Below are 14,016 nucleotides of genomic sequence, written 5' to 3' on the forward strand. Positions count from 1 at the left end.
TTAAAAGGTCACTAAACCTACAGACCAAGAAAGTGCCTCGCTATAAATAACTGCGACTGTGTTCAATGAACCACAAATCGTAGCATAATTTAGGTTCTAGCGAACTTTGAAGTTGAATTCGATTCTTACTATATCTACTTCAAATAATTACTTAACCCCTACATCAAAAGCTGTGCAGAACTGAGCAGGTAATGCACATCGTAAAAAAAACGCGACCCTGTGCATAACACCAGGTCGCGTTGTTTTATCTTAGATCAGCACAACTAGGCTTAATGTCCGCCTAAATACGCTTCACGCACTTCAGGGTTAACCAACAGCTCATCGCCACTGCCCGACATACGAATTTCACCATTCACCATCACATAGCCACGGTCGGCAAGTTTTAAGGCGTGGTTGGCATTTTGCTCCACCAAGAAGATCGTCATGCCGGTACTGGCCACGTCTTCAAGGATTTTAAAGATTTGCTTCACTATGATCGGCGCTAATCCCAAGCTGGGTTCGTCCAACAACAGTAATTTAGGACGGCTCATTAACGCTCGGGCAATGGCCAGCATTTGCTGCTCACCACCCGACATAGTGGACGCCCTTTGATTACGACGCTCTAATAGGCGCGGAAACAATTCAAACATCTTTTGCATGTCTTCTTCCGCATGATCCATACCAATCGGAATCGTGCCCATCAAGAGGTTTTCTTCTACCGACATGCCAGGGAAAATACGTCGCCCTTCTGGTGATTGTGCCAAGCCATTCGAGGCTACATAGTGGGCAGATTTCTGGGAAATATCTTCTCCACGATAAATGATCTCACCCGCCGAAATGCGCGGCTGACCAAAGATCGACATTAACAGAGTGGATTTACCAGCACCATTGGCACCGATAAGTGTCGCTATTTCCCCTTCGTTAACGCTTAACGATACCTTCTTCAACGCCTGAATCGGCCCGTAATGGACATCGACGTTTTTAAATTCCATTAACGCGCTCATAGGGACACCTCTTCACCTTCTTCTGCGCCAAGATACGCGGCAATTACTTTGCTGTTGTTCTTAATGTCGTCTGGGCCACCTTTGGCGATCACTTCCCCATGGTCTAACACCACTATGTAGTCCGAGATATCCATCACCATGCCCATATCATGCTCGATCAATAGCACGGTAGTATTGTGCTCATCGCGCAACACTCGGATCATCTTGGTTAAGGCTTCAGTTTCCGAAGGGTTAAGACCCGCAGCAGGCTCATCCAAACAGACAATTTCTGGGTTGGTACACATGGCCCGAGCAATTTCCAAACGTCTTTGCTGACCATAGGAAAGCTCACCCGCCAGGCGATTAGCAAAGTCCGCCAGATCCACAACCCCTAACCAGTAAAACGCTCTTTCCAGCGCTTCTTCTTCCGCTTGTTGATAAGCCTTGGTGTTTAAAATACCTGCCATCATGCTGCGATTAGCCTGCATATGCTGGGCAACCAGCAGGTTTTCCACCACGGACATTTCTTTAAACAAGCGAATATTTTGGAAAGTTCGAGATAAACCAGCACGGTTTACCAAGTGAGATCCCCCAAACATCTTATATTTAAGACGCCCGAAAAACGCCACCGGAGAAAAGTAATCACTGGTTTTAAAGGGCTCACCAAGCACTTTAATAATACTGGTTTCACGACCACAGGCCGACAAATTAATGTCACCTCCGGTGGCCTTATAAAAACCTGTTAGGCAGTTAAAAACAGTTGTTTTACCCGCACCGTTAGGGCCAATTAGCGCTGAGACTGAGCCACGTTTAATATCAAAAGTGACATCGTTAAGGGCTTTAATGCCGCCAAAATGCATCACTAAATTTTTTACGGCTAAGATATTTTCTTGGCTCATTTGATGACTCCTTTTCTTGCGGCAAAACCAGTTCGTGTTACGCGCACTATGCCTCTAGGTTTCCAAATCATCATGACAACCATCAAGATACCAAACATCAGCACTCGATATTCCGCAAACTCCCGCAGTAACTCTGGCAATACGGTCAAACAAAAAGCCGCGATTACCACACCTAAAGTAGAGCCCATGCCGCCCAATACCACGATGGCAAGAATCAAAGCCGACTCAAAAAAGGTGAAGGAAGATGGGTTAACAAAGCCTTGGTAAGTCGCAAAGAAAACCCCTGCAAGACCTGCTGTAGAAGCCCCCAACATAAAGGCAGACAACTTCACCAACACATGGTTTAGCCCAAGGGAACGACATGCAATTTCGTCTTCACGAAGAGCTTCCCACGCACGTCCAATCGGCATTTTTACCAGTCGATGCTTCACAAACAATACCGCCCACACCACGATGAATAGAATCAAGTAGACGAACATGTATTTGTAAGCGGAGTCATAAGGGATATTAAAAAATTCATGGAAGGTCTCCCCATCGCGGGAGCGCCGTTTAAATTCCAATCCAAAGAAAGTCGGTAGCGGCGCTGAAACACCATTCGGCCCATGAGTAAAAGATGCCCAGTTGGTTAGCACAAGACGGATAATCTCACCAAAACCTAGGGTTACGATGGCCAGATAGTCCCCGTGCATTCGCAATACCGGAAAGCCCAGAATGGCCCCAGCAATAGCGGCCAGTATCGCAGCGATAGGCAGCATGGACCAGAAGCCCAAACCAAGGTTTTCATACCCTAACGCCAAGCCATAAGCACCTATGGCATAAAAGCCCACAAAGCCTAGGTCTAGCAAACCTGCCAAGCCCACCACTATGTTTAGCCCCAAGCCTAACAGCACATAAATCAGCCCGAGGATAATGACCGTCAATACATACTTAGAGGCGACAAAGGGCACCAATAAGCCAATGGCGATCACCACAGGAATCACCCAGACAAGCTTCGACTTGTGATCTGGCGAACGAACCACCACACCGTCGTCATTATTCGCATACTGAAACGCTAACGCTTGGCCTTTGGCGGTTTGGAAAAAACATGACACCACAAAGCGGCCAATGGCGACGATACCCACCATCCAAGCCACACGATCAAACTGGGCGTTAAACTCATAGCCGTCTAACACTACACCGACAATCGGGCCAAAGACGATTAAAGCCAATAAACCAGCTAATAGGCCATCAATCAGGCTTTTATTAAAGTTAATTGAACTGGATGCACTCATCTATACTTTCTCCACTTCAGGTTTACCCAGTAGACCACTCGGACGAATGATTAGAATAAGTACCAACAAGGAGAAGGAGAAAACATCCTTATAATCCGAGCTAATTAAGCCTGCAAACAAAGCTTCTGATAGACCAAGAATCAGTCCACCCAACATAGCGCCCGGTAACGAGCCGATGCCACCCAATACCGCTGCGGTAAAGGCTTTGATACCGATAATAAAGCCCACATAGAAGTCGAAAGCACCGTAATCTAACGTGATCAAAACACCAGCAAGGGCTGCCATGGTGGCACCAATCACGAAAACGATGGAGATAATGCGGTCTGTGTTAATGCCCAAAATAGACGCCATCTTACGGTCTTGCTGAGTCGCACGACACATACGGCCTAATTTGGTTTTTTGAATAATATAGGTAAGTACTCCCATGCCTAAGAAAGAGGCAATCAGGATAAAGACCTTCATGTAAGTGATTTGCACAAAACCATCACCCACATCAAAGCGCAGAGCACCAGTCAGTAAGGTTGGTACACCCTGCTGGTTCGCCCCCTGACTTAATTGAACATAGTTCTGTAAGATCAATGACATACCAATCGCAGAGATTAATACCGATAGACGACTCGAATTACGCAATGGGCGATAAGCAACCCGCTCAATAACCCAACCGTAGGTTCCCGTCACAACAATGGTGATGAACAGCGTCCCGAGGATAATAATAGGGAAAGATTCCAGACCAAAAAAAGTCAGTAACGCAATGGCAATAGCCGTGATGTAAGAAGACACCATATAAACATCACCATGGGCAAAGTTAATCATGCCAATGATGCCGTATACCATGGTATACCCGATCGCAATAAGTCCATAAACCGAGCCAAGAGTCAGGCCGTTTACCAGCTGCTGGAGAACGATATCCATCGTAAGACCTCGTGAGAGTGGTAGAAAATAGAAAGGAGGCTTATCAACCGCGTGAGTTGATAAGCCTAGATCGACTAAATATTAGTTGAGTTGAGTGTAAGCGCCTGTGCCGTCCCATTCGTACATTACGTAGTCGGACACAGTTAAGTCACCTTTGGAATCGAAGGTCTTAGTACCCATTACCGTATCAACGGAATGAGATTTCAACCAATCAGCACCCTTGATCGGGTCAAGGTCGTTATTTGAAAGTGCAGCAGCCACCACTTGCATGGCAGTGTATGAGTAAAGTGTGTAACCTTCTGGCTCATAGCCGGAATCACGGAATTCTTTAATGACTTTTTTACCTGTTGGGTAAGAGGTTGGATCCGCACCAAATGTCATTAGTACGCCATCTACGTATTGTGGGGAGCCCGCAACGGATACAAACTCATCCGATACGATACCGTCACCCGACATAAAGATGGCTTTTGATCCTTGCTCACGCAACTGGCGAACCAATGGGCCAGCTTCTGAATGCAGACCACCGAAGTAAACCACGTCAGCATCAACCGAACGTATCTTAGTGATCAGGGCGTTAAAGTCTTTTTCACCACGAGTTAGACCTTCGTACATCACTTCGTTTACACCAAGTGAGTTCAAAGTAGATTTGGTCGCATCCGCAAGACCTTTACCGTAAGTGTCTTTATCGTGAATAATCGCTACGCGTTTAGCGCCCAATGTGTCAACAATGTAGCTTGCTGCCACATCACCTTGCTGGTCATCACGACCACACACACGGAAAACGTTATCTAAACCACGCTCTGTAATTTGAGGGTTAGTAGAGGCTGGCGTAACCACCATCACACCGGCTTCTTCATAAATATTAGAAGCAGGCAAAGTAGAAGATGAACAGAAGTGACCAACTACAGCCACAGCTTCGTCAGAGTCAACTAAGCGGTTAGCAACCGATACCGCTTGCTTAGGCTCACAAGCATCGTCCGCTTTGATTAGCTTGATCATTTCGCCATTTAGACCACCAGCAGCGTTAATGTCCGCTGCGGCTTTCTCAGCCCCTTTCCACAGTTGTTCACCGAAAGCAGCGTAAGCGCCTGTGTGCGGTCCCGCAACACCAATGACGACATCGGCTTGGGCCAATGTAACAGTACCCGCAACAGCAATTGATAGCAGTGTTCTTTTAACAAGCATATTTGACATAAGAAGAGCCTCTATTCATTTTGGGTTTTATCGTTATTATTCAAAAGCAAGAAGCGTTCCAAAAAAACAAACCAGTGAATCGTCTATCTTCCGGAACTGTGATGGCCGCAGTCGTTCATAATTTGCGCACCATAACGTCGCTAGAGATTAAGCTTTGGCCTATCACCGGTCAATAGATGAGCACTCAAATGGGGCACGACCTGCTACATTTTTTTACCAAAAGTACAAATTTTGCGATGTAATCAACCACAGAAGAAAATAAAAAGCGCGGTTCTCTGCATGAAAGACAGACTGCACGCTTAAACCATGCAATCTGTCTTTTTAACATTAGAACAATGAGTTAATTAGATAGGAAAAGACCCGAAATACGCCTTAATGCTGGGCTTGAGCCAGCTTTTTGGACGGCACTATTAAGATATCCGTTAAAGGCGCAAGTTGAACGCCATCACCGTCGATTTGCTGAAGGCGCTTATGCAAATAGGCCATGGTTTCAGGATATGGATGACCAATGGCTAAGGCGACACCCTGTGATCGAGCCGTTTTTAGTAAACGATTGAACTGTTTATCTATGGCTTTTTCATTGCGTATGTTATCCAAGAAAACATCACGGCTCACAGTTCTTAAGCCATAGTCTTGGGCTGTTTGCTGAGCAACACTCTTTGGACTCGTCAAACTATCAATGAAGAACAAAGAACGTTCTTGCAACGTTTCCATCACCCAATTCATAGAAGTTTGCTTGGTCGTCAGTAAACTACCCATGTGATTATTGACACCAACAATCCCCGGCAAGCTGTCGATGTCTTTGATTAGAGAGTTTTTTAGCTCTTGCTCCGTCATATTGGCGTACAAGCCACCAGGCCCTAATTTCAGCTCGCGCTGATTCTCCATGGGCGCATGCAATAAGGTGATACGCTTTTGTTGCTGAGAAACCTCTGCAGTCTTCAACGCGAAAGGCGTGCTTGGCAAAATAGCCAAGGCGACCTCTGGAGGTAAATCTAATGCTGCTTCCATGCCTTTACGGTTATAGCCTAGATCATCTATCAGGATAACTATCTTAGGTAATTGAGGCGCTTCTTTTTCTGCAGGCTTAACCGCTAAAGAGGTCGACTTCTCCTCTAGCTCATCCGTAGCCTGCTCAGCCACCTCACTTTGATCCTTTGTCGGTTCTTGTTTTGAAGCGTTAGCAGTAGCTTCTGGTGTGAGATCGCTCAAGCTTTCTAATAGAGGTGAAACAACGGGAGTCCATGGCGTCACCGGCCCAAGCACTCTGGGCGAGGTCTTCTCAGGATCACTAGCATAGCTGCCATCAAGAACGATAGGCCCAAGCCAATGGAGTAAGTCAGCAGTCGTTTTAGCAGAAGTCGCCTTATCTCTTGCCTTTTGTAACACAACAGGACCTGCCGTGTTCGTTTCGATTCTAGGCTCTGCTTGGTCCTGTGCGCCACTTGTCATCGCCACAAATACTAGGGGGATTAACAGCACCTTTCTTAGTAAATTCAGGCCTTTCTCTTTTCGTGTTAACGCATTTTTCAAAAAAAACATCACTGGGTTTTATACAACTTGGGTAAGGACTGCAGAATTAAGGTAGCTTGATAAAGCTGATAGTCGGTTTGCGACAACTCGTTAATACCGGTTGCCACATGAGAACTTTTATACTCTTCACCGCCTGTGCCATTGCTAAGGTGGCCTTTCAGTTCAGACTCTTTTACGAAAAAGTGATTGGTGTCCACCGTCAGCTTAGCTTGAGGCACAGTTAGATCAGGCACAATGCCTTGCGCCTGAATCGAGCGGCGGTTGGGGGTGTAATACAAAGCAGTGGTGATTTTAACCGCATCACCATTGGATAAGGGCACTATGGTTTGCACCGAGCCTTTACCGAAGGTTTCAACCCCTATAATGATAGCCCGGCCGTGATCCTGCAAAGCCCCTGCAACAATTTCCGAAGCGGACGCCGAACCTTCATTCACCAAAACCACCATGGGTGCTTTCAATAATCGAGTGTTAGCAAGGGAAGCCAGATATTGGTTTTTAGATATTTCATGACGACCATCTGTATAGACAATCAAGCCTTTATCGATAAAAGCATCCACCACCCCAACGGCACTTTGCAAAATACCCCCAGGGTTATTACGAAGGTCCAGCACTAGGCTTTCTATTTCCCCTTCGCTTTGTAAATCCTCAATAGCTTGGTAAAGGTCTTCATCACTATTGCTCTGGAACTGGCTAATTCGGAAGTAAGCTAATCCAGGTTTTAGCCATTTCGAGGTCACGCTGTTTTCTTGTACCAAGCGACGCTCAACGTCGAACTCTAAGCTTTCGTCACCACGTTCGATATCCAGATGTACTGTAGAGCCAATTTCACCACGCATTAAGTTGACGATATCTTGCATGGTTAAATCTGTGATCAGTGTGTGGTCGATTTTAACGATCACATCACCAGGTAATATGCCTGCATGAGCTGCAGAAGAATTATCAATCGGTGTAATGATGGTTAATCGCTTATCTTTAAACTCAACCTCAATACCGATACCCGCGTATTTACCTGAAGTCAGTTCGTTAAATTCGGCTAGTTCTTCTTCAGTGAAGTATTCTGAGTGTGGGTCGAGGGCGGAAACCATACCCTTCAAAGCTTTTTGCATGACTTCTTCGTCGCTTAGCACTTCCACATAACCTTCACGAATGGTTTCAAAGGCTTCTACAAACGATTGGATTTTTATGATGGGGGATTGCCCTTCTGCCGCCGTTGCAGACACAGACAGCAATAGAGCGAAAGACAAGCTGGCAAAAGCACGAATACATGTCGATTTAATACTCATTAGCAATTTTTCTCCGTATGCTTTACGCCTTGTAATCGCTTAGGAACGAACCCAAGCGAGGGGTTTGAGCGGTGTACCATTATGTCGAATGGCGAAAAATAAACCGGCATCCGCACGACCACCTGAGCGACCGACTGTTGCCACTCTATCATTTGCGCCGACCCACTCACCAACCTCTTTCAATAAACTTTGGTTATAGCCATACAAGGACATATAACCGTCACCATGGTCCAATATTAACAGAAAACCGAAGCCACGCATCCAATCAGAAAAAACGACTCGTCCTTGATAGATAGCATGAACGTATTCGCCCTCTTCAGCCCTTAAGGTAACACCACCTAGATTAACTCGACCATCGGTGGGTAGAGCCGCAAGTTTTGGTAAAGGTTTAATAAGTTTTCCGCGTTGGGAAGAAAAAGGGACATCCTGATCAGGTATTTGGATTTCGGCCAGGGCCAAAGCTTCTTCAAGCTGCTGTAATAGGGACTGTACATTCTTTTGGTCTTGGGCAATTTGTGCGGTGCGCTGCCCACCGGTCTGCAAGTCTTTATCGATTTTCGCCAATATTTGACGACGCTCTTGTTGTTGCGCCTTCAGTCTTTGGCGCTCCTCCACCAGCACGGCTTTTTCTCTTACTTGCTGGGCACTGTGGCTACGAATGCTTTTTTCGACCAGTTCTAAATCCCCCACCTCGTTAATAAAACCATTTATCAAGGAGGCACGAGCATTGGAAAAGTAACGGTTATATTGCACCAAGCGCTGCGCTTGTTCGGCACTGGTGCCATTTAGCAATAGTTTGACACCTTCTTCATCACCAGAACGATAAACCGCCCTCAATTGGGCGGCTATTTGTTCATTCTGTTGTTGGATGCTCCTCTGCAGCGACTTTTGCTGCAGGCGGAGGTCACCAAGCTGTTGCTCACTTTTCTGTATGTTCTGCTCTATCTGTTGCAGCTTCTTAATCAAGTCTTGAATAGCCTGCTCTTTCTCTTCCAGCTGGCTTTCTACTCCCGATCGTTCCGACTTCAGCTCTTTCATCCAACTATTGAGCTTTTTCAGATCTTTCTGCAAAGCTTCAATTTGCTGTTTGGCTTCTTCTGGCGTTTGCGGCTCCCCTGCCGCCCAGCTCACACTGGGCAGTAGGGTGATTAGCAAACCACAGATGATGGCACGAAAAGCTAACAACATTGAGTTTCTCACTGGCGAGTCAACAAGCTTACGCCTGTCATTTCTTCAGGTTTTTCCATGCCCATCATATCCAACAAAGTTGGCGCGATATCACATAGAGCACCAGTTTGAATGCCTAGACCCGCAGTTGGCGTAACCAAAACTAATGGCACAGGCTCGATCGTGTGAGACGTTAATGGCTGAGTACCATCATCACTTAGCATCTGCTCAACGTTACCGTGGTCGGCTGTGATAAGACACTGGCCACCATTCACTTCTAGCGCTTTTAGGATACGACCAATACAAGCATCTACCGCTTCTACCGCTGCAACCGCTGCTTCAAAGATACCACTGTGTCCAACCATGTCGCCGTTGGCAAAGTTACAGATAATCGTATCGTATTTACCCGCTTCAATGACTTCGACTAGTTTGTCGGTCACTTCTGGCGCGCTCATTTCAGGTTGTAAGTCGTAAGTGGCAACGTTTGGTGAAGGAATCAGCTCGCGCTCTTCTCCATCAAACAAAGCTTCTTCGCCGCCATTAAAGAAGAAAGTAACGTGAGCGTACTTTTCAGTTTCAGCAATACGAAGCTGTTTTTTGCCCGCTTTCGCTAACACTTCACCCAAGGTGTTGCTTAGCGCCACAGGCGGGAAGGCAACGTCCGCTTTGATGTCAGAGGCAAATTCAGTGAAAGTAATGAAAGCAGATAGCTCAGGTGTGGCTGCACGTTCAAAACCAGCAAAATCGGCATCAGTGAAAGCACGAGTCAACTGACGAGCGCGGTCAGGGCGGAAGTTAGCAAACACAATTGTATCGCCATCTTCTACGCTTACAGCATCACCAATAACGGTTGCTGTCACGAACTCATCGTTTTCATCCCGAGCATAAGCTTCTTGTACCGCTTCTTTAGCACTTGCTGCTTGATGAACACCTTTACCCAGTACAATGGCATCGTAGGCGGCCTGAACACGGTCCCAACGGTTATCACGGTCTAGGGCGAAGTAACGGCCAGTCAAGGTAGCAATTTTACCTGTACCTAACTCAGCTAATTTCGCTTCAAGGTCGGCAATAGGATCTTGTGCAGAACGTGGCGGCGTATCACGACCGTCGGTGAAACCGTGAACATAAACGGCTTTCGCGCCACGCTTCACGGCCATTTCACACATTGCCATGATTTGCTCGTGATGGCTGTGTACACCACCCGCAGAGAGCAAACCTAGAATGTGTACCGCTTTACCAGCCTGTACGGCTTTATCAATCCCAGCAACCAAAGCTGGGTTTTCAAAGAAGCTACCATCTTCTATGGCTTTGCCAATGCGAGTGAAGTTTTGGTAAACCACTCGACCTGCGCCCAAATTCATATGACCCACTTCGGAGTTACCCATTTGACCTTCTGGCAAACCTACGGCTAAACCAGAGGTTTTAATCAGGGCATGAGGCTTGTTTGCCCAAAGCGCATCCCAGTTCGGCGTATTGGCAGCGGCAATGGCATTAGACTTAGAGGTTTCGCTATAGCCCCAACCATCTAGAATAAAGAGTGCTGTTGTCTGCTTTTTCATATGAACTTAATCCCATAGATTGATGATGACAATGGCTTGATACTAACAAGATTTGTAATTTTATTACATATCCGTTTAACTATTCGGACCATTAATTCTCTTTATGGTTCGCGGCATTTTGCCAATAGCCAATCCCTAAATGTCACCACTTGCTCTAGGTCTGCCTTATCGGCTGGGTAGGACAAAAGGTACTCATGTGTGGTGGGTACAGGCTCTCCAAAAGGTGCAACCAGCTCACCGCTGGCTAAGCTTCGCTCTGCGATTATGGTCGGTATCACCGCGATGCCCATGGTGTTTTTCGCCGCTTCCAACAACATATGAAAATGCGCGAATGAAGTACCTACGTAGGAACCACTTTCTAAGCCTTGTGAGACCATCCAGTCTGGCCAAGCATTAATACGGGATGACAAATGTAATAATTGAAATTGAGTGACATCTTCTGCCCGCCAACCGCCCTGCGGCCCAGAACCTTTAGCCGTTGTCAGCAGTTGCGGGGAACATACGGCCACCACCTGTTCCCGCAACAATTGATGAGACACAGCCCTAGGCCAATGGTCGCCACCATAATGCAAAATAATATCAATGTTTTCAGGGTCAATCTTTGCGGCGTCGTCTAATGACCGAACCTTGATCTGAAATTGCGGATGGGACGCCTGAAATTCCGCAAGCCGAGGCATCAACCAATGGGAAGCAAAGGTTGGCAAGGTTGAAATCGTTAATGTGGTTTTTTCGTCTTCTCTATGGAGCATACGCAAACAGGCGTTCTCCATGCCATCTAAGAGGGGTACAACTTCTTTATAATAAGCCGCCCCAGTTCCAGTGAGCACTAAACGTTTATTAAGACGAATAAACAAGTCTCTGGCTAGAAACTCTTCGAGATTACGGATTTGACGACTCACAGCACTTTGAGTCAGATGCAGTTCCTCTGCAGCACGGGTAAAACTTAAATGTCGAACCGACGCTTCAAAACACTTGAGCGCTGTGGAGGACGGGATATAACGCCGCATGTAGTTTCCATCTTTTGCTGAGTATGAGAGAAATATTAACTGTACCGTATAACCCACATATCCCCAAACAGAAAACCGAGGATATTCTGAAAAGCTTATTATTTTACCCGCTGATGACAAAGACATTGCCATTTAGGGAATGAATAATTACAGGTTATAGGCAAAGCCTGAAACAAAAAAAGTGCGACCTAAAAAGGACGCACTTTTAAAACGCTAACTTTTAGCCAGCTTAAGCTGCAGCATCTTCAATGAGCGCACAACCTTGTAGGTTAGCTTGAGCAAGTTTTTCCATTAAGCGTACAACCTGGCAGCTGTAGCCGTATTCGTTATCGTACCAAACGTACAGGATAGCTTGGTTGTCACGAACTTTCGTTGACAAGGAATCCACCACCCCAGCCTGCTGAGAACCAATGAAATCAGAACTTACCGCATCGGCACCATCACTGTAGCCAATTTGTCCTGTCAGCTCAGCACTTTGAGAAGCCGCTTTAAGCAACTGATTAATCTCGTCAACGCTTGCCGCAGCTTTAAGGTTCAAGCTTAGTACGGCAATGGATACGTTAATTACTGGAACGCGAATGGCACTTCCGCTCAGCTTGCCTTCTAAGGAAGGAATGGCTTTGGAAACCGCTTTCGCAGCGCCCGTTTCTGTCATCACCATATTCATGCCCGCAGCGCGGCCACGACGATCGCCTTTATGGATATTATCAATCAGGTTTTGGTCATTGGTGTAAGCGTGTACGGTTTCCACATGACCGGACTCGATACCGTATTTGTCTTCCAACACAGACAAGATTGGCGTAATCGCATTAGTGGTACAAGACGCCGCAGAGACAATACGATCGTCATCTGTTAGGTCTTGATCATTGACACCGAAGACAATGTTTTTCATTTCCTTACCCGGTGCGGTTAAGACAACTCGCTCAATACCTGGACGATTCAAGTGAACACTCAAACCATCATGGTCACGCCAGCGGCCTGTGTTATCCACCAATAACGCTTGGTCAATGCCATGAGACTGGTAGTCCACCTGAGCAGGATCGCTTGCGTAAATGATTTTTACGCTTTGACCATTGATGATCAAGGCTTGATTCGCTTCATCGACCTTTACTACTCCGTCGTAGGTACCGTGTACTGAGTCGTATTTCAGTAAGCTGGCACGTTTCGCTAAGTCGTTATCACAGGCTTTGCGAACCACAATTGCCGCCAACGCCATGCCTGGCGTGGTATGACCTAATGTACACATACGACGCGCTAATAAACGACCAATTCGGCCGAAACCATACAATACAACCGGTGTAGTATCTGTGTTGGTCAAAGACTGAGCATTGATCAAGGTTTTCACATCTTGCTCAGCAATAAGACTTTCAAGCTCAACAGAAGTGTGCTGCACATCGCTGGCAAGCAACTGCTCCAACACTTGATAGACTTGCACAAGATCTAGTTCTGGATATTGTTCAAAAGTCGCCATCAGTGCGGTCACTGAATCAGCCATTAGGGTATTCCCCGCAAGCTGAACTTTAACCGCTTTTTCACGACCAAGTTTACCCAACAGTGGAATCATAGATTCCGCTTGTGAAAGTGCTTGTAACCAAGTGTTTGTCATTTTCTGCCCCCGAAAAAAGACGCTGTGTGATCAAGATGAGCGCAGTCTAACGTCTGTTTTTGGCAAAAACAAATTGTAATAAGGCAACAAAAAATCCTTATTAATCCGTAATTTAGAAGTTATTTTATATTAATAACGAAATACTCTGACAGGTTTAGAAACTTTACTACATTCGTAAGATTGATAAGCCTAGAAGGAAGGGTTTAGTTGCTCAATTTCGTAATTCGGCAACAAAAAATGTGAGGAACTTTCATGAAATATTTTTTATAAATAGCGTTTTCTTTCTGCCAGCACCCCTAGCAGACAGAAACTGGCGAAAATAGCTAACGGACGATATACCAGATCCACCTGGGTGATCGCCCAATAAATAACCGGCTGCCCCCACAGAGTAAGTAACCCATAGCCGAAGGTGCACATCAAGATAAACGCCATAATGCGGGCAATGAAAACCCAAGCAGATACCTGACGCTTAACAAAGCCATTTACTTTATCCCCATAAATCACCAAACAGGTCGCCATCAAGGCCAAGGAAATATCATCAAGATAAGGCTGTAAGAAGTACGCTAGGCGTAAGTTAAGGTCGAGCAGCAACATAACAGGCGTCGTCTAGCAAAAGATGGATA

12 protein-coding genes are annotated in these 14,016 nt (G+C 46.1%); all 12 read right to left on the reverse strand.

Annotated features, from left to right (window positions below):
- Nucleotides 1-269 precede the first annotated feature (269 nt).
- Nucleotides 270-983: an ABC transporter ATP-binding protein gene (locus tag ACUM5Y_RS04230; RefSeq protein ID WP_445975606.1), complete on the reverse strand. Its 714-nt coding sequence runs from the start codon at nt 981-983 to the stop codon at nt 270-272.
- Nucleotides 980-1,861, reverse strand: coding sequence for an ABC transporter ATP-binding protein (locus ACUM5Y_RS04235; RefSeq protein WP_445975607.1), 882 nt, complete (start codon nt 1,859-1,861; stop codon nt 980-982). Before ACUM5Y_RS04235 ends, ACUM5Y_RS04230 begins: the two co-directional genes overlap by 4 nt.
- Nucleotides 1,858-3,132, reverse strand: a complete 1,275-nt coding sequence (gene livM / locus ACUM5Y_RS04240; RefSeq protein WP_445975608.1) for a high-affinity branched-chain amino acid ABC transporter permease LivM — start codon at nt 3,130-3,132, stop codon at nt 1,858-1,860. The genes ACUM5Y_RS04235 and livM overlap by 4 nt, the downstream gene beginning before the upstream one ends.
- Entirely contained in the window at nt 3,133-4,044 is a 912-nt protein-coding gene (locus tag ACUM5Y_RS04245; RefSeq protein ID WP_445975609.1) for an ABC transporter permease subunit, read from the reverse strand. It abuts the gene before it with no gap.
- An 81-nt stretch (nt 4,045-4,125) separates the two neighbouring features.
- Complete coding sequence (locus ACUM5Y_RS04250; protein ID WP_445975610.1) at nt 4,126-5,238, reverse strand: branched-chain amino acid ABC transporter substrate-binding protein; 1,113 nt, start codon at nt 5,236-5,238, stop codon at nt 4,126-4,128.
- Between the two features lie 372 nt (nt 5,239-5,610).
- Complete coding sequence (locus ACUM5Y_RS04255; RefSeq protein WP_445975611.1) at nt 5,611-6,771, reverse strand: divergent polysaccharide deacetylase family protein; 1,161 nt, start codon at nt 6,769-6,771, stop codon at nt 5,611-5,613.
- A gap of 8 nt (nt 6,772-6,779) precedes the next feature.
- The gene (locus ACUM5Y_RS04260) at nt 6,780-8,054 is read right to left on the reverse strand and encodes a S41 family peptidase (protein ID WP_445975612.1); all 1,275 of its coding nucleotides are present in this window, start codon (nt 8,052-8,054) and stop codon (nt 6,780-6,782) included.
- A 39-nt stretch (nt 8,055-8,093) separates the two neighbouring features.
- Nucleotides 8,094-9,242 carry a murein hydrolase activator EnvC family protein gene (locus ACUM5Y_RS04265; RefSeq protein ID WP_445975613.1) on the reverse strand — a complete coding sequence of 383 codons (1,149 nt, stop codon included), beginning with the start codon at nt 9,240-9,242 and terminating at the stop codon, nt 8,094-8,096.
- An 8-nt stretch (nt 9,243-9,250) separates the two neighbouring features.
- The gene (gene gpmI / locus ACUM5Y_RS04270; protein ID WP_445975614.1) at nt 9,251-10,780 is read right to left on the reverse strand and encodes a 2,3-bisphosphoglycerate-independent phosphoglycerate mutase; all 1,530 of its coding nucleotides are present in this window, start codon (nt 10,778-10,780) and stop codon (nt 9,251-9,253) included.
- Nucleotides 10,781-10,881: 101 nt separating this feature from the next.
- Entirely contained in the window at nt 10,882-11,787 is a 906-nt protein-coding gene (locus tag ACUM5Y_RS04275; protein ID WP_445975615.1) for a LysR substrate-binding domain-containing protein, read from the reverse strand.
- A 229-nt stretch (nt 11,788-12,016) separates the two neighbouring features.
- Complete coding sequence (locus ACUM5Y_RS04280) at nt 12,017-13,393, reverse strand: glyceraldehyde-3-phosphate dehydrogenase (protein WP_445975616.1); 1,377 nt, start codon at nt 13,391-13,393, stop codon at nt 12,017-12,019.
- Nucleotides 13,394-13,657: 264 nt separating this feature from the next.
- On the reverse strand, nt 13,658-13,987 hold the full coding sequence (locus ACUM5Y_RS04285; RefSeq protein ID WP_445975617.1) for a DUF3392 family protein: 330 nt from the start codon (nt 13,985-13,987) through the stop codon (nt 13,658-13,660).
- Between the last annotated feature and the right edge of the window lie 29 nt (nt 13,988-14,016).

Source organism: Marinomonas dokdonensis, from assembly GCF_052747885.1.

What these genes read in the sequence shown, in the direction of transcription:
- ACUM5Y_RS04230 (WP_445975606.1), bottom strand. Translation starts at nt 983, where the DNA reads ATGAGCGCGTTAATGGAATTTAAAAACGTCGATGTCCATTACGGGCCG.
- ACUM5Y_RS04235 (WP_445975607.1), bottom strand. Translation starts at nt 1,861, where the DNA reads ATGAGCCAAGAAAATATCTTAGCCGTAAAAAATTTAGTGATGCATTTT.
- livM (WP_445975608.1), bottom strand. Translation starts at nt 3,132, where the DNA reads ATGAGTGCATCCAGTTCAATTAACTTTAATAAAAGCCTGATTGATGGC.
- ACUM5Y_RS04245 (WP_445975609.1), bottom strand. Translation starts at nt 4,044, where the DNA reads ATGGATATCGTTCTCCAGCAGCTGGTAAACGGCCTGACTCTTGGCTCG.
- ACUM5Y_RS04250 (WP_445975610.1), bottom strand. Translation starts at nt 5,238, where the DNA reads ATGTCAAATATGCTTGTTAAAAGAACACTGCTATCAATTGCTGTTGCG.
- ACUM5Y_RS04260 (WP_445975612.1), bottom strand. Translation starts at nt 8,054, where the DNA reads ATGAGTATTAAATCGACATGTATTCGTGCTTTTGCCAGCTTGTCTTTC.
- ACUM5Y_RS04265 (WP_445975613.1), bottom strand. Translation starts at nt 9,242, where the DNA reads ATGTTGTTAGCTTTTCGTGCCATCATCTGTGGTTTGCTAATCACCCTA.
- gpmI (WP_445975614.1), bottom strand. Translation starts at nt 10,780, where the DNA reads ATGAAAAAGCAGACAACAGCACTCTTTATTCTAGATGGTTGGGGCTAT.
- ACUM5Y_RS04275 (WP_445975615.1), bottom strand. Translation starts at nt 11,787, where the DNA reads ATGCGGCGTTATATCCCGTCCTCCACAGCGCTCAAGTGTTTTGAAGCG.
- ACUM5Y_RS04280 (WP_445975616.1), bottom strand. Translation starts at nt 13,393, where the DNA reads ATGACAAACACTTGGTTACAAGCACTTTCACAAGCGGAATCTATGATT.
- ACUM5Y_RS04285 (WP_445975617.1), bottom strand. Translation starts at nt 13,987, where the DNA reads ATGTTGCTGCTCGACCTTAACTTACGCCTAGCGTACTTCTTACAGCCT.